We start from the raw sequence: 18,199 nt of genomic DNA, 5'->3' as shown, positions 1-18,199 counted from the left end.
TTTACTCCCAGATCACCGACTGCCTTTCCTTAATCGCCCTTTTTATCAACGGCTGGTAGTTCGCTTCAATTGTTCTTCTTTTAATCTTTAATGTCGGTGTCAGGCAGCCATTTTCCGGGGTCCAGGGGTATTTGCTGATTAGAATATGGCTAATTTTCTCATAACTGGCCAAGTCTGTGTTTACAGAGTGCAATATTTTCTCAAGCTGTTCCTTAATCCACTCCGGAGGCTTCTGCTGACCTGTCTCATTTAATGTGATTATCAGCACATTGCTGGGCAGTTCTCGCCCAACAAGGCAGAGTTGCTCAATGAAGCAGCTTTCGCTAAAACGTTCCTCTATTGGTCCTGGCGCAATAAACTCCCCTTTCTGATTTTTAAAATTTTCCGACAAACGGCCAAGAATTTTAACGCGCAAGGAGTTATCTATTTCAGCAATATCACCTGTGCAAAGCCAGCCATCAGGAGTTAAAGAACGTACAGTGGCCTCTGGATCGTCATAATATTCTTTCATTAGACAAGGCGACTTTATTAACAGTTCTTCATTTTCACCAAGCTTTACTTCCACCTTTAATCTTGGGCTTCCCACATAGCCCGGCCGTCTTTCAGATAACTCTGATAATGTAGCATAAGCAAGATTTTCCGTTTGCCCATAGCCTTCCTGGATAGGAATATTTAAATCGTCAAAAAATTTAATAATTGAAGCGGGTAAATGAGAAGCGCCCGAGAAACAGTTATAACATCGTTCCAGCCCTAATTGGTGTCGGATTTTTTTCTTGATAAAATAAGAAAGTATGGGAATTTTCAAGATCAGGCGCAATTTGTCAGGCGAGGCCTTTTGTTCTATTTTCTGCTGGAAAACTCCCCATATTCTGGGTACTGCCGTAAAAAGACTGGGCTTTATTTCACGAAGATTTTCAGCAAATTTGTCCAGACTCTCAATAAAGGACACATCACAGGGAATACTCACACTACCGAGCTCAATAGCTGTTCGTTCATATACGTGAGCCAATGGTAGATAAGAAACCAGATGATAATGATTTAATTTACGAACGCGTGCCAGATCGTCAGGGAATAACGCCAGATAATTACCGATAATTTCATGAGTGTAGACAGAGCCTTTGGGAAGCCCCGTTGTGCCTGACGAATAAATGATCGTAAATAAATCCTCTGGCTGTGGTAAAACAACTTCCTGTAAAGGTTCTTTTTTTAATATCTCATCCCAGGATATACAGTTGCTCAGATTAGGATGATAATTAAAAGAAACGCAGGTAAATTGATTTGAAATGTATTCTCTGGTTTTTTTATGGTTATCCAGTTTGCCAATAAAAACCAGCTTCACGCCGGCGTGATTTAATACAAAATCAATACTCTCTTTGTGCTGATTTGCAAAAAGCGGTACGCTCACCATTCCAGCTAAAGAAATACCAAAATCACTAATGAACCATTCCGCACAGTTTTTTGAAAAAATAGCCACTCGATCGCCTTGGTTTAAGCCCGCATCCTGTAAAAAACGCGCAACCTGCCGGGCCTGCCGCATCGTTTGCTGCCAGGTATATTCATGCCATTGATCATCGCGTGGCTGACGAAGATAGATGCTATCACCAAGGCGCTTCTCATTATCGAGAAGATATTGGTTTATCAAAAATCCTGTATCAGTAGCTGTCATTTTCAATCCTTGAAAAATCTCTATATACAGCTAGAAGTATAGTCGAATGAATGACCAGGGTGCTAAATTCAGGACACTATAGCTAGGGCAGTGAAATTATCCTGATAAGAATTTCACTGCTATCTCATCAGGTTAATTATCGTTTATTCCATATATAGGTTGGGCTGCTGCTATTAAGTTAAGCTCAATTGTATATTAAACTGTCATCCCCGCGAAAGGCGGGGATCCATCTCTGAGCTAGCCACAATGGCAACTGAGGAATAGATTCCCGCATGTCGCGGGAATGACAGAAGTCCTTAACTTAATGGCAGTGAGGGTTAGGGTGAGGGGGCTATAAACAAGGTCGCGTAGCGATTCATTAATCATATTTCTGCGGTCATGGTTTATTGCCACAACAAGATGGAATCACTAACGTGATAAATTTTTTACCCCCTCACCCTACCCTCTCCCCCACGCTGCGCGCGGGGGAGAGGGGATTTTCTCAGACAAATTGAAATTATTGAACAACAATTCTCAGAATCTTTATTTCGTTCCGCCAATAGTCAGAGCATCAATCTTAAGCGTTGGCTGCCCAACGCCTACAGGAACGGATTGCCCTTCCTTGCCGCAAATACCAATTCCACCGTCAAGGGTCAAATCATTGCCAATCATACTGATTTGCTTCATTACTTCGGGACCATTGCCGATCAGGGTTGCTCCTTTTACAGGCTTTGTGATTTTGCCATTTTCAATCAAATAGGCTTCACTGGCAGAGAAAACAAATTGTCCGGAAGTAATATCAACCTGTCCACCGCCAAAATTAACTGCGTACAGACCTCGTTTAACGGATTTAATTATCTCCTGCGGATCATATTGACCAGCCAGCATATAAGTATTAGTCATCCTGGGCATTGGTACGTGAGCGTAGGATTCACGGCGGCAATTTCCAGTGGGTTTCATTCCCATTAATTTGGCATTTAGTTTATCCTGCATATAATTTACTAATACACCGTCTTCAATAAGTGTTGTGCATTGCGTTGGAGTACCTTCATCATCCATTGTCAGGGAGCCGCGGCGATTTTCCAGAGTACCGTCATCCACCACGGTCACCCCTTTGGCTGCAACCTGCTGCCCGATTTTACCGGAAAACGCAGATAAGCCTTTGCGATTAAAATCACCTTCCAGACCATGTCCTACGGCCTCATGCAATAACACCCCCGGCCAGCCAGGTCCTAATACGACAGGCATAGTTCCTGCGGGAGCATCTTCTGCTTCCAGATTTATCAAAGCTTCCCTCACTGCTTCTCGTGCATACTCCAAAGCACGATCCTTCTCAAGAAAGTAGGAATAGGGAACCCGGCCTCCTCCTCCAGAGCGAGCGCTTTCACGGCGGCCGTTTTTATCTTCCACCAGTACACTGACATGAATGCTTACCAATGGTCTGATATCTGCAACCATTCTTCCCTCAATCCCGGCGATCATAATCACCTCATAACAGCCGCTCAATGAAGCATTCACCTGAATCACTCTGGGATCAAGACGGCGAGCTTCCTTATCTATCGCTTCCAGTAATGCGATTTTTTCCTGCTTATTCATTCCCTCAATCGGATTAATACCCTGATAGCGGGCAACAGGCGCTCCAGACACATGAATGGCCTGCACAGGATTAGTCGCGACCAGAGCAATTGAACGCGCGGCATCTGCGGCACGTTGCAATGCAGGTAAAATGATATCATCACAGTAGGCGTAACCGGTTTTATCACCGCTAACTGCTCGAATCCCTACTCCTTTATCATGAGAATAGCTGCCGCTTTTAACTTCGGAATCTTCCAGATACCAGGACTCATAGCTGCTGCTTTCAAAATAAAGATCAGCATCATCCACATGCTGTCCCATTATCGAACGAACCAGCTTAGCGATGGTTGATTCATCAAGGGAAGCGGGTTTTAAAATTAATTCTTTGGCAATTGCCAGCGCCTGACTCATAATAAACACCTTATACGTTATTAACCTACCATGACCGCATAAACCTCAGTTACATATTAAGACGTGATGTTCCACACATGGAAATTGCCGTCTTAACTGATGCAACCGCGGCAAATCAATATCCGCAGTCACCATACCTGCATTGTTCTCATGCTGGCCCAGAACTTTCCCCCAAGGCTCAATAATCATACTATGACCATAAGTCTGTCTGCCATTTTGATGTGCTCCACCCTGGTTAGCGGCAAGCACATAACATAAATTTTCAATGGCACGCGCTCTCAGTAAAACTTCCCAGTGCGCCATGCCAGTTATGGCCGTAAATGCTGAAGGAACGGAAAATAATTCTGCTCCCCTCATCAATAATTGTTGATATAATTCTGGAAAACGCAAATCGTAGCAAACTGTCAAGCCGATTTTACCTACGGGTGTATCCACAACCACCAGCTCGCTTCCTCTTTCAATTGTCAGAGACTCCTGATGGGCCTCTTGCTCAGACACTCTGACATCAAACAAATGGATTTTATCGTAACGGGCTGCACAAATGCCTTGTTCATCAAATACAAGGCTTGAGGAACGCACTTTATCCTGCAACCCTTTGACCGGTATTGTTCCAGCGATAATCCAAAGCCTGTATTTACTGGCAAGCGCACTGACTTTTTCCTGAATTTCGCCGTGCGGATAAGCCTCCGCCAAGCCAAGCTTGTCGGTTTCCTTCAATCCCATAAATGCAAAATTTTCTGGAAGAACCGCTAACTCAACATTCTGCTCTTTTGCACTTGCCAGCAATAAATCAGCCTGGCGCAAATTTTCAGCGGGTGAGGCAGAAGAAACCATTTGTAATACAGCCACTTTGGACATCATTGTGTTCCTTGCATAAAACAGAATCTCATTCTACTCTCAAATAATTGAATATTACACGCTTTTAACTTTCTGATTATTCTATTCAACGATGGATACAGTAGTCACACTATTGAGTTCAATTTAATATCTCTATAGACTTGAAATGCCAAGAGTCATTCCCATATATATGCTAAAATAACTATATATTATTTTAATTAGGACAAAACAACCGGAGCTGTCAATGAATAGAAATGACGTTACTGTTTTAAGCCAACGCAACGATTCGGTACTCGCGACCAATCGTGTTTTGCGAAACACTTATTTGCTTCTGAGTATGACTTTCCTGTTTAGCGCACTGACAGCCTATCTGTCTTATGCAAGCAAAGCAGGCCCAATGAACCCATTTGTCATGATAGCAGGTGTGTACGGTTTAATGTTTCTGACTCAGGCTCTGCGTAACAGCGTATGGGGACTGGTTAGCGCATTCGCGTTCACAGGCTTTCTCGGATACACCCTGGGTCCTATTCTTAACTTTTATGTAGCCAGTTTTTCTAATGGACCGCAACTGATTGGTACTGCACTGGGCGGCACCGGAATGATTTTCTTCGCCTTGTCTGGCTATGCCCTGACAACTAAAAAGGATTTCAGCTTCCTTGGCGGCTTTCTTTTTGTGGGAATGATGGTTGCGTTGCTGGCTATGATTGCAGGTCTGTTCTTTGATATCCCTGCCCTTCAGTTAACTATCTCAGCGGCCTTTGTATTGATTTCCTCCGGCTTGATTCTTTTCCAGACCAGCGAAATTATTCATGGCGGTGAGACAAATTACATTTCCGCAACGATATCTCTCTATGTATCAATATATAACCTGTTTATCAGTTTATTGAACATACTAAGCGCTTTTGCAGGCAACAGAGATTAATCGATTCGTTTTTCCTATCTGAATCCCGACGCCAGTCGGGATTTTTTCATCCCCTTATTGCCTAAACTGCTTATCGATCATATCATTAACCCGTTTTTTTAATATTGTCTCCAATTATAAGTCAAGGACAAGACATGCATACAAAAAATAATGCTCTAATTTCGATAGGCATGTTACTCGCTTCCAGTTCTTTCGCTGGCACAATGGGTGCGGTACCAGCGGGAGCTTATGTAGCGACTGTAAGTCTCGCTGCAGCCTGGGTCGATCCTGGCGAAACTCAAACCCTGACGCTACAACCTGATATTGTTAAAACCTATTCTGATACCACCAACTCAAAAGTCGTTCCTGCTATCGAGTTATTCCTTGGCTGGCAACACCCCATCAATAATACGCTACGCGGTCAAATCGGGATAGCGGGAGCAGCTACAACACAGGTAAAACTGGAAGGGGATATCTGGGAAGATGCTGACCCTGCATTTAATAATTTTACCTATCAGTATAAAGTGAATCATTATCATCTTGCTGTAAAAGGTAAGCTGCTTATGGATCTTGATGAGTGGGTTGAGCCCTATGTCAGCGCAAGCGCCGGTATAGGTTTTAATCAGGCTCGAGATTTCCAGATTGCTGCCAGAATATTTCAAGAAATTCCAGCGCCTCCCTTTAACTCAGAAACAAAATCATCTTTTGTTTATACGCTGGGGATCGGATTGCAAACAGCGTTGAATTCTAACTGGCAAGTCGGCTTAGGTTATGAATTTGCAGATTGGGGTAAAACTGAATTAAGTCGCGCTTCTGGCCAAACAGTAGGTAAGGGAATTGAAACTGATAATTTCTATGCCCATCAATTGCAACTGAGTTTAAGCTACATTTGCTAAACTTCCTGATCTGAAAGGTATCTGTACATCTCCACTACGCCCTGCGGCTTGTCCGCAGGTGCAGTGCTTCTCTTATGAGTCTTCTGGATTCTTCGAAACCAGGCCTTCGATTACGAATGATATGCTAATCCTGACTCCAGGACGCCTTTGCCCTGAATAAATGCTCTACATCAGCTTTTGTTTTAGTTATTGGTTTATCAAACTGATAGCATTGACGTGGCTGCTGATAATAAACACCCAAGGGTACTGGATAATCTGGATAATGAATCTGAGCCAGGCGCATGGCGGCTATCAGATTGCTGCTATCATGGACATACGTGTTTTGTTCATCATGAGCGATGATTCCAAGTGTCTCTCCCTTCAATGATAAAGCCTTCTCACCATTGCTTCCAAACACAAGAGGTTTATTTTCTTCCAATAGCACGGTCTTGTCCGCACGGTTTGTTTTTAAGGCAAAACCATCAAAAGCACCATTATTGAAAATATTGCAATCCTGATAAATTTCAACAAATGAGCATCCAGGATGCTCATAAGCTTTCCTGAGCACTGTGATTAGATGATTGGGATCTTTATCAACTGCTCTGGCAACAAAGCTGGCTCCTGCTGCCAAAGCAAGCATAAGGGGATTAATGGGTTCATTATTAACGCCCTGCGGTGAGGTTTTTGTAATCTGACCTTTTTGTGAGGTCGGTGAAAACTGACCTTTAGTCAAACCATAGACCTGATTGTTAAACAATAAAATATTGACATTGACGTTACGGCGCAGGCAATGAATAAAATGATTACCGCCAATACTCAAAGCATCTCCATCTCCGGTAATAATCCAGACGGTAAGATCGTCTCGCATGGTTTTGAGACCTGTTGCGACAGCAGGCGCCCTTCCATGTATTGTATGCAGACCATAGGTGTTCATGTAATAAGGAAGCCGGCCGGCACAGCCAATTCCTGATATAAATACATGCTGTTCAGGCGGCAGACCAAGCTCCGGGAGCAAGCGCTGCAATGCCATCAGGATAGCGTAGTCACCGCATCCAGGACACCAGCGAACTTCATTTGAATTGGCAAAATCATCACGCTTGTATTGAGTGTTCATAATCGACTTCCGCTTTGATGGCTTGAAGTAAAAAACTGACTGTAAATGGTTGACCGTTACATTGATTGATTGAACGGCAATCGACCAAATATTCGGCTCTGAGCAACTGGCATAATTGTCCGGAGTTCAGTTCAGCCACCAGCACCTTCTTGTATTTTTGGAGTAAAGGACCCAGATCATCTGGAAATGGATTCAAATGACGAAGTTGTAGCAGGGCAAGCTCAAGCCCTTCTAAAGCCGCATGCTGGACAGCTGATTTAAGACTGCCATAGGTACTTCCCCATCCAATTATTAATGTCGAGGCGTTCTGACTTCCTTCTACATGAAGTGGCTCATAAATTTTGCTTATCCCTGCAATCTTGGCAGCTCGTAAATTCACCATCTTCTGATGGTTTTGAGCATCGTAACTAACCTTCCCTTCTTCTCCCTGTTTCTCCAGCCCGCCAATCTGGTGTATGAAGCCAGGTACACCTGGCGGATTCCAGCTTCGAGCCAATTTATCGTCACGCTGATAAGGCTTATCAAAATGGTTAAATTCTATCTCAGGCAATTTCAAAGAGTCGAAGTCAGGAATTTTCCAGGGCTCTGCGGCATTGGCCAGATAAGCATCCAGCAAAACAATCACTGGCGTCATATAAGAAACTGCTATTGAGAATGCTTCAATAATAGTTTTGAAACAATCGGCTGCCGAACGAGCAGCGATAACCGGTAAAGGAGCTTCACCATGACGTCCATATAAAGCCTGCCTGAGATCGCTTTGCCCTGTTTTAGTTGGCAATCCGGTGGAAGCGCCGGCCCGTTGTACATCGACCACGACCAGGGGTAATTCAGTCATCACCGCAAGCCCCAAGCCCTCGCTTTTTAAATCAAGGCCCGGACCGGAGGTGCAAGTCAAAGCAAGGTTGCCCCCGAAAGCCGCGCCAATGCAGGCGCAGACAGCGGCAATTTCATCTTCAGCCTGTAATAACTGAATACCATAATCAGTGAATTTTGCGCACTCATGTAAAATGGCGGAAGCAGGTGTAATAGGATATCCGGATACCAGCATTCTGGTCTGGGTACCCACAGTTAAGGCTGCAAGTCCCATGCTCAAAGCTTCAACTCCGGTAATCTGCCGATATTCCCCTGGCTCTCTGTTCACCTTGCCCAACATGAAATGCTGTCTGGCCAGTTCCAGCGTCATGGCGTAGTTATAACCAGCCAATAACGTCAATTCATTTGCTTTGGCAATTTCTGAATTGTTTTTAAATTTTTTAGCAATAAACGCCAGACAATTTTCGGCAGGTAAATCAAAAAGCCATAATACCAGACCCAGCACATAGAAATTCTTGGTCTTCTTGGCTTGAGCATGCGTAATACCCAGGCCCTCTACTGCTTTGATAGTCAGACTGATTAGCGGCAGACTCAAAATCTGATAAAGCTCGCTGGCCCCTTTTAAAAAATCACTGCTTAAACCAGCCTTTTGCCAATCCTTCTCAGTAAAGCTGTCTTCATTGATAATCAGCAAGCCCCCCGGAGATAAAAACTCCAGAGAGTTTTTTAAGGCTGCAGGATTTAAAGCAACCAATACATTTAAAGTTTCACCTGCGGTAAAAATAGCCTCTTCCGCCATCGCTAACTGAAAACCGGACACTCCCGCCACCGTTCCAGCCGGTGCACGGATCTCAGCTGGAAAATCAGGCAGAGTACGCACCTCTCGTCCGGTAAGTGCAGCAGTGATAGTGAGTTGCTCGCCCAGTAATTGAACCCCGTCACCAGAATCTCCGGTGAGGCGAATTACAATCGCATCAGTTGTTGACATAATTCCTTGCTTCCAGCATGAGTTGACGTATATCCTTCACTGCCTGCTTTAAACCGGTAAACAGTGCTCTCGCAATGATGGCATGCCCAATATTAAGTTCATTCATTTCCGGTATAGCCGCGATGGCTTTTACATTATGATAATGCAGACCATGTCCGGCGTTTACAATCAAACCTTTGCTGGCAGCATAATTTGCAGCCTGCGTTATTCGTTCAAGCTCCAGATTCTGAGTTTCCGGACTGCTTGCGTCGGCATAGCATCCCGTATGAATTTCGATAACCGGAGCCCCTGTCTCAACCGCCGCATCAATTTGTTTAAGATCAGCATCAATAAACAGAGAGACTTCACTGCCGTTAGCCTTTAACCGTCTCACAGCGTTTGATACGGCTGTAAAATGGCCAAGCACATCCAGACCGCCTTCAGTAGTCAGCTCTTCTCTTTTTTCAGGAACCAGACAGGCATGCTCAGGTGAAATTTCCTCAGCAAAATCCAGCATAGCATCAGTAACGGCCAGTTCAAGATTCATTCTTGTTTGTAAAACAGCCTTAATCAATCGGACATCCCGGGCTTGTATGTGCCTCAGATCTTCCCGCATATGCAAAGTGATGCCATCCGCGCCCGCCTCTTCTGCCTCCATTGCTGCCTGTACCGGATCAGGGTATCGAGTTCCCCTGGCCTGACGAATGGTTGCGATGTGATCAATGTTTACGCCCAATAATATCTCTTTTAACATACTTCACCTGTTACAAATGCAATAGAATAACCAAGTGGCCGGCACTTCATTTCAATTTATCATATCAGGTTATAATGCGAGAAAGTAGAAGAATCGAGAGTCTTCATCAAACTGACGGAGTAATGAACACTCTCCAGGAATCATTCGCTCCTGGCAATTAAAAACAGGGCTCGCGATTTCAGCTCGCGGCCGGCCAATAAGTGATCAATGGCTTGACGCATAATGGCTTTAGCCATTTTAAGAACAGACAGACGACTGAAATCCTGATTGGCAAAAGCGAGAATATCAGATCCCTGAAAACCTTGGCGGGATAAAAGAAAACCAGTACCGGGAATAAACTGATAATAATGATCTGCAGCGATGGCATCTCCTGTTGAAGCCTCTTCGCTCAGATTCAGACTATAGCCGCAGGTACTTAATAAACACCTTTCGAACTGTCTCAGTATGATTTCAATCGCCAGCTTGCCATTAGTAATCTGCAGTGCCTTAAGTGTTAATTCATAACTGTCGAATAACCAGGGACAGGGATCCTGGGGCCTGATTGTATAATAAATTAGTTCGTTAAGGTAAAGCGCTGTAAATAATGCGTTTCCCTGCAAGTCGAGAATCGTTTCTGTTGACTCCACGGTATTAATATAGAAAAAATCTCTTCGCAGATTAACCGACAACCACAATGCAGAGAAAGGCTGTACCAAAGCATGTTTTCCAGGTTTGCGCCCGCCTCGATACAGGCAATCAATTACGCCCATTTCTCTTGTAAAAAATCGGACTTGAAGACTGCTGTCACCCGATGGGCGCCTGTGCAAAAGCCATGCTTTACAGGTTTCAGTGATCATAGCCTAATTGCCGTAGCATACGCTCATCATCAGACCAGCCTGACTTCACTTTACACCAGCAACGTAAAAATACTTTTTTGCCCAGTAACTCTTCCATATCCAGACGGGCGCTAGTCGCCATTTCTTTCAGCTTTTTCCCTTTATCGCCGATTATCATTCGCTTGTGATTATCTTTGTCGACCAGAATCAGGGCATGAATGGTCACCAGATCCCCTTCATCTTTGTAGGATTCAAGATCCACAGTCGTCGAGTAAGGCAGCTCCTGTCCGCAGAGACGGAATATTTTTTCACGAAGCAGTTCTGCGCAAAGAAATTTTATCGGCCGATCAGTGATTTGATCCTCTCCAAACAAATGGGGACCTTCGGGTAAAAACGGCTTAAGCTGATTCTGCAATTCTTCAACCTGCACCCCGGTTCTTGCTGATAAGGGAATCATGGCAACGAAGTTATGTTGCTGGGATATTTTATCTATCCAGGGCAGCAAGGCGGATTTGTCTGCAAGCTTATCCACTTTATTAATCGCGAGTATACAGGGTACGCCTGATTGCCTGATTAGCTTAAGGACATACTCATCCTCGTCATTCCAATGCGTTCCATCTACTACCAATACAGCCACATCGACATCACGCAGCACACTGACGGCTGTTTTATTCATCATTCGATTCATGGTTTTTTTGGAACCCTGATGAATACCCGGCGTATCCACATAGACATATTGGTAGTCTCCGCAGGTATCGATCCCTAATATACTATGTCGCGTCGTTTGAGGTTTTCGCGAAGTGATGCTGATTTTCTGTTTTAAAATTCGATTCAACAGGGTTGATTTGCCTACATTAGGACGCCCTACTAAAGCAATATAGCCGCAATAACTAGTCATTCAATAAAACCTTGATTAATTTGGAGTCATTTTAGCATGACTCGGCCAATACAGTAACCGTGAATTGATAAGATTACTTATTCAAAAGCACTTGCCTTATCAACCCTAATAACGCTAATGTTTAAGACCATATGGATAAACGGTAACTAGCAAATGGCCAATTTAAGAGCAACGGATGATCATCTGCAAATAGCTATTCCCTTAACCGTTAAACCTGTTGATAACGAAACAGCAACAGTGAGCAGCTTAACGCCCAAAGAGGCTAGCTTATTATACGGGCATTATAGTATGGATTACCGTATACCGGGAGGTATTCTGCGGCTATTAGCGCGTCATGACAATAAAACAATGCAAATATTGCTGATGACAGAAGATACCGCGCTACTCCAGGAGATGCCTGGAGAGCGGCCTTCCTCTCTGATTGCCAATACCATCAGCCGTTTAAACGGCTATTTCCTGCACGCGGATTCTTATGACAGACCGCTTTCCATTCATCAGAAGAAAAAAATTCAGCTGACGCAAAACTGTATTCAACAGTTATCTCTGCTTCTTGAAGAGGAACGACAAATTCAGTGTGAGGAATGGTCAAGACAAGAAGACCTGCGCATTAAAGTACTGGCGGTCATTGAAGCATGCCAGGATGGGAATATTTTGCTGGCCAATCATCCTGCCGTTTCGGAGGGAACGCTCGGTAAAATTTTATTTCACGCACGTGACTTTGCTCAACGATATGAATTTAATCGGGTTTTTCCAGTAAGTAGAATTGATCAACATGATTTTTCCAGGGTATCTGAAACGAAGAACAATCCTTGTTTTATCTGGGATAGTGAGACTCACCTGGAAAATGGTGATAAAGAAGAATTATTGAAAGAAGCGCTCTGGGTTATTTCGCGTCAATACGGTTTTAATGAAGCAAATGAATTAAACCAGATTGATGCCAATCGTTTTAAGCGGCTGGAGACGTTTTTAAGAAAGCGATGGCAGGATATCCAAAAATGGGTTGATTATCTGGCAATGCCACAAAAGCCCGAGCCAAAGCTTAGAGAAGAAAGGCGATTAAATGGCATATCCACTACCAGTATTGAGCCTTATTATTTTTTTGAAGGTGTTGGACAGCAAGCTCACCTGAATCTTCATTCATTAGTTGAAAGCCTGGTGAATAATCCCGTGGAAATCGCCAAAACCGAGACCTTTGAACAGGCAGAACAATTGTTATGGACCGCTCATGACGGCTCCTGGGTGCGCCTGGCAGGCTCAAATTCAATTGTCCTTAGAAAAAATAATCGCATACGTCAATGGCATTATTTTAAGGAAAATGAATGTTATTATATTTTACCAACGAATCAGGACCTGCTGACTCTGATGCAATTGAGCAAGCGCCATCTCTATTTTCCTGAACGGGCGAAATTAACATTCAAAGCATTTCTAGTGAACGTGCCTCGTTTTTTTAAATTTTTATATACAAAGGTTTACGCTTATATCACTGAAACCCTGAAGGACGATTTTTCCAATCATCTGCATTCAGGCCATCCCCAATTAAAAAAAGAAAGTCCCCCGTCTAAACCCTTACGAGTGCTGCCAGCCCACCTGCGAAGTTTACAAGACATTCTTCAGGGTCAGGGGCTGCTTGCCAATGGAGAAACACTGGAGGAGTTTGTTAAAAGACAAATACATGTTAATCAATATGTCATCGCCAGAGCAGAACATCTGCAAAGCCCTCCCCCTTACAACAATCCATTTCATAGAGTGCTGGGTGTATTAAGGCATTTTTCAGCTTTGTTCATTGATATTAGCGAGCAAAATCCTATTATTGGATCCTTGGCACTTGCTGCCTATATTTACGGTGCGGGGGCTGTTGCCGCTCCGGAGCTGCTAAAGTCCATCCTGGCCAAGCTTCATCTGAATGGTTTGATCTATGGTATTGAACCAACTCAGGCTTTAGGGCGCTGGATGAGTCACGGTACCGTTTCGGAGGCTATTTCTGCGGCTGTCACTTACTGGCAGGGAGTCATTGTGGGCGGTGACCTGGATCAATTCTTTATTAAAGCGGTGAGCGTTCTGAAAGATGAGCCCGCCCAGGTTGCGATCATCATCAGCCTCGCTCTTGGACTAGGTTATGGTTTATGCAAGACATTTCCTGCGATTGAGAAAGAAATGGGCACATTTCCCTGGCCCAATCGATTGGCTGTTGGAGGAAAATTTGGTGCAGCCGCCTTTGACACCATCATGCATCCCGGCGATGATTGGCTTTTGGGAACCATTAAATGGTTATTACACGGCGGCTTTATTTTCCTCAAAATTGCCATATCGCCCTTTATTGAATGGCGCTATTACGGGTTTAAAAATGGCTTTGGGTCGGGTCTTGGCAAAAGCCTTGCACTAACTATACAAACAGCTAAAGAAATTGTCGCTGGTACACTGGATTTTACGCTCGCCCTCTTAACAATTCCATTTATGGAGTTAAGCGCCCTGTTTATTCATGTGCCATTTAGAGGTATCACCAGTCTCGTTAGCAAAACACTGGGAGCGCTTGGAAATGTTCAGGCGATTGGCCAAAGTCTAAGTGAGTTTGCAGAGAGAAAAACAGGCTGGAATTATTTATCAGGTTTTCGCCTGTCACCGCTTTATGGATTTAGCAACCCGATTCAGCGCTACTCTAATAATAACTTGCTTAATTTACTGACTACCCTGGTGTGTATGGTGATAATCCCCTTTTTTCAGTTACTAAAAAACCTCATCATTCTTCCGCTTCTGGATCTGACTTTTCTTGGGATTCGCCTGTCTCTGACATTAATTGATCCCATAAGCCGACTGGCAGCATTCATGCTGGGAAAGACTTTATTTTACACTGGCTATGTTTCAGATTACACGATAGGCTATTTACTGCGTTTAAGTGCGACGATTGTCACAAAATCCAGCAATCTAATCGATCAGGCGGCCGGGTTTAGTCGTCAATTAATTTTAAAAGAGATCCAGTTAGGCCGACATGCTTTGTTTCATTGGGCTTTCGCGGCCCAGGATGCCGCAGCACACCAGCCGCAAACTGATTTTGATTATTTTCAGGAAGATGTAATGCGTATTGAACGTCTGGAAGACCAGGATTCTACGCAATGCCTTCTTGAAATGCTTATCGATGATTTGCCCAAGGCTCATCTTTCAAAAGCAAAAGATGATACGCCCTGCAACCGCTTATTCCATAAATCGGCGGAACAACTACATTCCGCTTATACTTTGAATCGGAAACCGCAGGTTCAGATCAGTACAAGTGATTATCAACTAAGTTCACCAGTCTTTTAGAGGGTATTATGAAAAAAGGATTTACACTAATTGAATTACTGATTGTCATGGTCATTATTGGAATTCTGGTCAGTATTGCTTACCCGAGTTATTTACAATACATCGTTAGCGCCAGACGAAGCGACGGTCAATCCGCAATAATGGACCTGGCGAGCCGAATGGAGCGCTACTATTCAGAGCGTAATACCTATTTAAACGCTACAATCGGAACTGGCGGCGCCAATGATATCCGCTCCAGCAATATATCGCCTGAAGGATGGTATACGCTTTCTATCAGCTCGCAAACAGCCTCTACCTATACGCTCCAGGCTATCCCGCGAAATAACCAGGGTCGTGACGATCGCCTCTGTCAGACCTTAACTGTGAATAGCCTGGGGGCTAAAGGAATTGCTGCGGGGCCTGGTGGGGCACCAAGCGGAACCGTTGACCAGTGCTGGTAGCTAATTTCTATTAGTAATTACCGTAATGTATTTGACAAATTCCCTTGGTTAGCTATACCCAATTTATGAAGCAGCAAAATCTACTCAATAAAAATTCTGCAATTCGTCAAAAAGGATTTTTTAAAGGAAACAGTATAGGTATACTGTGGTATCAGATGAATCTAAGGGATTAGTTTATCAATCTGCCCACTTGATTTAACAGGCTCAAAGGAATGATTATATGGACACGACCGGTTTAGAGTTCAGACTCATCAATGAGCTTATTGAAAGTTCTCAGGATGGGGTCTTTGTTCTCAATTCGCTCAATAAAATCATATTGAATAACGTCACTGCATCGCGCATCACTGGTTATTCCCCCGCCGAACTAATTGGACAGGATGCTTTCTTGTTAGGCTCAGGTCTGCACGATGACTCCTATTTTAAAAAGGTTGAACAGTTCCTTGAGATAAATCAGCGCTGGCAAGGTTCTATGATAAATCGCACCCGCACAGGACAGGCCTATCTCGCCAATGTTCTGATCATAAGGATTAACGATGATGAAGGCGATCTGCAGTTCTATCTCCTGCGCTTATTGTCCGTACAAATACTCGGTGATTTAGTTGACTCTGTCATAACTCATATGCCGCAATTTGATGCCTGTCCTAACCTGCTACCCGGATCAGAAATTACACTGTCCAGTTTTTTTGACGAAAATACCGGTGATAATAATAACGACAGTTTTGCGCTTATTTTATTGAAAATTGAAACGCCCGATTATGAACCCAATGGTAAAAACAGTCATCAGAGTGCTAGCGACAAGATAGTGAGCTACCTGTCCAGTCAATCACAGCAATTTGTTTTTGCCGGTAAACTGAATCACAATTATTTAATCACCCTCGCCAGTTTTCAACAACGAAATGCGCTGGAACAGATTCTAGGCCATCTTCGCCTGGTCCTGATTGAAATGATTAACTCGGAAAATAAATCAGCTAAGCAGCCCATTGGCTTGTCGCTTAGCGCTGCAGTCTATCCTGAAAATGGAATTTATCTCGATACTTTGTTAGTGAAAGCAGTTTCTACGATGCTGCATGCGAAAACTATCAACAAACAATCGTCTTATTTTATTGATGAACCTCAAAATAAATCATCATCGAATCTGATTACCTACTCCTATCTTAAAGAAGCTTTGAATAACGAAGGACTTTGTCTTTTTTATCAACCCATTGTCACCATGGACAACCAAATTGTTGCCATCGAAGCGTTTCTACGATGCAAGGACGATCAGGGCGGTCTGCTATTGCCTAATGAATTTTTCCCTATTGCCGAAAAATATCAGCTTTTGCCTGCGATTGAAAAATGGGTTATTGCTCAGGCCTTACAAGATATGAAAATGATTAACTCCACAAGCCTCAGACTTCATGTGAATATTAGTGCCTCACAGTTTCTTCATCCGGATTTTTATCAGGAATTGCAGGACAATTTGCAGCATTATGATTTTTCACCCTCGATGTTAAGTCTTGAAATCAATAACGATCTAATGACAAAGCTACAGGCCGCCGCTATGAGCGTACAGCTATTACAGAAAAGCGGAATCAATATTGCGGTGTCCTGTGGTTATTCCTTATTTACGTCATATCGCTTTATGGCTGAAATTGGTGCCAGGCAGATTAAATTTGATCGCTACTATGTACGAAAAATTTATGAACGAAAAGTAGACCAGACTGAAATAGATATCATGCTTAAACAATTACTGTCACAGAACAGTGAAGTGATTATTGAGGGCATTGAGCGGGAAGATGATCTGGAGTTTTTCAAATCAAGAGGTTGCAATCTGTTTCAGGGTATCTATTTCTATCCACCAATGACTATCGAGCAGTTAAGGCAATCGATCTAATTACTCACCACCACTCATCAAATCCCAATACCACCAGAATACAAGGGCCTCTAGCTATTACGTTGATTCCATGCCTTAAGCCTTGCTCAATGGCTGATTCACTTTCAGCTCCGGGCTGCATCCAGATGTTTTTTATTCCCTTTGTAATGGCCGCGTCAACAATTTTTTCGGTAATAGCAGGAGGCGTGATAATCGATATACTCTCAACCTCATCAGGAAGATCTGAAAGATCTTTGATGCTTGCCTGCCCCTCAATGTTATCCTCGAATGGATTAACCGGATAGGCTTTCATATCGTGAGCCAGGTAGCAGCGTAATACTTTATTGCCAAATTTGCTGCGGTTACTTGAGGCCCCTACTACGGCAAAGGCGCTGGATTTCAAAAATTGCTCAACATTGCCCATAAGAATACTCCTTTATGAAACGATATGAGGACTGTCGGAGTGCAGTGTAATATTCTCAGCATGATGTTCATTTAATATAGAGAATATCGCCTGCTGCTGTTGTTCGTTAGTGCAGGTCAGCCATAACACAAAACCACCCATATGCTCCTGCTTCTCAATTTTGGCTTTACGTGCATTTCTAATGGACTTCATTATACCGAAGCCAATTGCCGCACCAATTAAGCCGCCTATGATTCCAAAAATAAGATTATCTGCATAATGATTCAATTCGCCTCCGGCAAGCAGGCCGAGAATAATGCCGACAAACATAGGAATTGATATTGAAAATCCTTGAACCCAGCCAAAATCATCATGCATGTAGGGTTCTTGCTTTGGCGAAAAATCTTCTGCTTTCTGTACAGTTTCCGGATTAACATAAGGCTTGCCGAATTTTTCTACCATTTTCGATGGAGGCCCCTGAACACTGACTTCACCCAAAGAAAGGGTTTTCTCAGTCAAATGACTGATCGCTTTTTCGAGGGTCCTTTCATCACGGAAAATCGCGCTTATTTTATTTGTATTCATGACGGATCCTTTCCTGT

15 protein-coding genes are annotated in these 18,199 nt (G+C 43.5%); 5 read left to right on the top strand and 10 right to left on the bottom strand.

Features of this window, described 5'->3' with window-relative positions; all coding sequences use genetic code 11:
* Window position 1: 1 nt before the first annotated feature.
* The 3 genes from LXA66_RS07645 to LXA66_RS07635 form a co-directional block, all read right to left on the bottom strand.
* Window positions 2-1,666 carry an AMP-binding protein gene (locus tag LXA66_RS07645; protein ID WP_233012654.1) on the bottom strand — a complete coding sequence of 555 codons (1,665 nt, stop codon included), beginning with the start codon at window positions 1,664-1,666 and terminating at the stop codon, window positions 2-4.
* A gap of 522 nt (window positions 1,667-2,188) precedes the next feature.
* Window positions 2,189-3,631, bottom strand: a complete 1,443-nt coding sequence (gene tldD, locus LXA66_RS07640) for a metalloprotease TldD (RefSeq protein WP_133139119.1) — start codon at window positions 3,629-3,631, stop codon at window positions 2,189-2,191.
* A 45-nt stretch (window positions 3,632-3,676) separates the two neighbouring features.
* A complete protein-coding gene (locus LXA66_RS07635) occupies window positions 3,677-4,489 on the bottom strand; it encodes a carbon-nitrogen hydrolase family protein (RefSeq protein WP_233013030.1) in 813 nt (270 codons plus the stop codon).
* 223 nt (window positions 4,490-4,712) lie between these two features.
* Between LXA66_RS07635 and LXA66_RS07630 the strand changes: the two genes are divergently transcribed.
* Both LXA66_RS07630 and LXA66_RS07625 read left to right on the top strand, forming a co-directional pair.
* Entirely contained in the window at window positions 4,713-5,390 is a 678-nt protein-coding gene (locus tag LXA66_RS07630) for a Bax inhibitor-1/YccA family protein (protein ID WP_133139120.1), read from the top strand.
* A gap of 134 nt (window positions 5,391-5,524) precedes the next feature.
* Window positions 5,525-6,265 (top strand): outer membrane protein, encoded by a 741-nt coding sequence (locus LXA66_RS07625; protein WP_233012653.1) that lies wholly within the window; start codon window positions 5,525-5,527, stop codon window positions 6,263-6,265.
* Window positions 6,266-6,389: 124 nt separating this feature from the next.
* Here the strand turns inward: LXA66_RS07625 and LXA66_RS07620 are convergent, their stop codons facing one another.
* From LXA66_RS07620 to era, 5 genes are all read right to left on the bottom strand, one after another.
* Window positions 6,390-7,358, bottom strand: coding sequence for a 2-oxoacid:ferredoxin oxidoreductase subunit beta (locus tag LXA66_RS07620; RefSeq protein ID WP_233012652.1), 969 nt, complete (start codon window positions 7,356-7,358; stop codon window positions 6,390-6,392).
* Window positions 7,336-9,159, bottom strand: a complete 1,824-nt coding sequence (locus tag LXA66_RS07615; protein WP_233012651.1) for a 2-oxoacid:acceptor oxidoreductase subunit alpha — start codon at window positions 9,157-9,159, stop codon at window positions 7,336-7,338. The genes LXA66_RS07620 and LXA66_RS07615 overlap by 23 nt, the downstream gene beginning before the upstream one ends.
* On the bottom strand, window positions 9,146-9,892 hold the full coding sequence (gene pdxJ / locus LXA66_RS07610; protein WP_233012650.1) for a pyridoxine 5'-phosphate synthase: 747 nt from the start codon (window positions 9,890-9,892) through the stop codon (window positions 9,146-9,148). The genes LXA66_RS07615 and pdxJ overlap by 14 nt, the downstream gene beginning before the upstream one ends.
* Window positions 9,893-10,032: 140 nt before the next feature.
* Window positions 10,033-10,728: a DNA repair protein RecO gene (recO, locus tag LXA66_RS07605; RefSeq protein WP_233012649.1), complete on the bottom strand. Its 696-nt coding sequence runs from the start codon at window positions 10,726-10,728 to the stop codon at window positions 10,033-10,035.
* Window positions 10,718-11,605: a GTPase Era gene (era, locus tag LXA66_RS07600; RefSeq protein ID WP_233012648.1), complete on the bottom strand. Its 888-nt coding sequence runs from the start codon at window positions 11,603-11,605 to the stop codon at window positions 10,718-10,720. Before era ends, recO begins: the two co-directional genes overlap by 11 nt.
* Before the next feature lie 153 nt (window positions 11,606-11,758).
* Between era and LXA66_RS07595 the strand changes: the two genes are divergently transcribed.
* From LXA66_RS07595 to LXA66_RS07580, 3 genes are all read left to right on the top strand, one after another.
* Window positions 11,759-14,902, top strand: coding sequence for a hypothetical protein (locus LXA66_RS07595; protein WP_233012647.1), 3,144 nt, complete (start codon window positions 11,759-11,761; stop codon window positions 14,900-14,902).
* A gap of 8 nt (window positions 14,903-14,910) precedes the next feature.
* Window positions 14,911-15,342, top strand: a complete 432-nt coding sequence (locus LXA66_RS07585) for a type IV pilin protein (RefSeq protein ID WP_133139127.1) — start codon at window positions 14,911-14,913, stop codon at window positions 15,340-15,342.
* 220 nt (window positions 15,343-15,562) lie between these two features.
* The gene (locus LXA66_RS07580) at window positions 15,563-17,215 is read left to right on the top strand and encodes an EAL domain-containing protein (RefSeq protein WP_233012646.1); all 1,653 of its coding nucleotides are present in this window, start codon (window positions 15,563-15,565) and stop codon (window positions 17,213-17,215) included.
* A gap of 4 nt (window positions 17,216-17,219) precedes the next feature.
* On the opposite strand, the gene LXA66_RS07575 is transcribed toward LXA66_RS07580, so the two are convergent.
* Window positions 17,220-17,618 (bottom strand): CoA-binding protein, encoded by a 399-nt coding sequence (locus LXA66_RS07575; protein ID WP_255665309.1) that lies wholly within the window; start codon window positions 17,616-17,618, stop codon window positions 17,220-17,222.
* Window positions 17,619-17,630: 12 nt separating this feature from the next.
* Complete coding sequence (locus LXA66_RS07570; protein WP_233012645.1) at window positions 17,631-18,182, bottom strand: hypothetical protein; 552 nt, start codon at window positions 18,180-18,182, stop codon at window positions 17,631-17,633.
* Between the last annotated feature and the right edge of the window lie 17 nt (window positions 18,183-18,199).

It is taken from the genome of Legionella sp. 16cNR16C (assembly GCF_021297775.1).
Taxonomy (GTDB): Bacteria; Pseudomonadota; Gammaproteobacteria; order Legionellales; family Legionellaceae; genus Legionella_C; species Legionella_C quinlivanii_A.
Note: the sequence above shows the minus strand (reverse complement) of the source record. Positions and strands in the feature narration are given on the sequence as shown.

Excerpts from the sequence above, each read along its gene's own strand:
- LXA66_RS07645 (WP_233012654.1), bottom strand. The coding sequence starts at position 1,666 with ATGACAGCTACTGATACAGGATTTTTGATAAACCAATATCTTCTCGAT.
- tldD (WP_133139119.1), bottom strand. The coding sequence starts at position 3,631 with ATGAGTCAGGCGCTGGCAATTGCCAAAGAATTAATTTTAAAACCCGCT.
- LXA66_RS07635 (WP_233013030.1), bottom strand. The coding sequence starts at position 4,489 with ATGTCCAAAGTGGCTGTATTACAAATGGTTTCTTCTGCCTCACCCGCT.
- LXA66_RS07630 (WP_133139120.1), top strand. The coding sequence starts at position 4,713 with ATGAATAGAAATGACGTTACTGTTTTAAGCCAACGCAACGATTCGGTA.
- LXA66_RS07625 (WP_233012653.1), top strand. The coding sequence starts at position 5,525 with ATGCATACAAAAAATAATGCTCTAATTTCGATAGGCATGTTACTCGCT.
- LXA66_RS07620 (WP_233012652.1), bottom strand. The coding sequence starts at position 7,358 with ATGAACACTCAATACAAGCGTGATGATTTTGCCAATTCAAATGAAGTT.
- LXA66_RS07615 (WP_233012651.1), bottom strand. The coding sequence starts at position 9,159 with ATGTCAACAACTGATGCGATTGTAATTCGCCTCACCGGAGATTCTGGT.
- pdxJ (WP_233012650.1), bottom strand. The coding sequence starts at position 9,892 with ATGTTAAAAGAGATATTATTGGGCGTAAACATTGATCACATCGCAACC.
- recO (WP_233012649.1), bottom strand. The coding sequence starts at position 10,728 with ATGATCACTGAAACCTGTAAAGCATGGCTTTTGCACAGGCGCCCATCG.
- era (WP_233012648.1), bottom strand. The coding sequence starts at position 11,605 with ATGACTAGTTATTGCGGCTATATTGCTTTAGTAGGGCGTCCTAATGTA.
- LXA66_RS07595 (WP_233012647.1), top strand. The coding sequence starts at position 11,759 with ATGGCCAATTTAAGAGCAACGGATGATCATCTGCAAATAGCTATTCCC.
- LXA66_RS07585 (WP_133139127.1), top strand. The coding sequence starts at position 14,911 with ATGAAAAAAGGATTTACACTAATTGAATTACTGATTGTCATGGTCATT.
- LXA66_RS07580 (WP_233012646.1), top strand. The coding sequence starts at position 15,563 with ATGGACACGACCGGTTTAGAGTTCAGACTCATCAATGAGCTTATTGAA.
- LXA66_RS07575 (WP_255665309.1), bottom strand. The coding sequence starts at position 17,618 with ATGGGCAATGTTGAGCAATTTTTGAAATCCAGCGCCTTTGCCGTAGTA.
- LXA66_RS07570 (WP_233012645.1), bottom strand. The coding sequence starts at position 18,182 with ATGAATACAAATAAAATAAGCGCGATTTTCCGTGATGAAAGGACCCTC.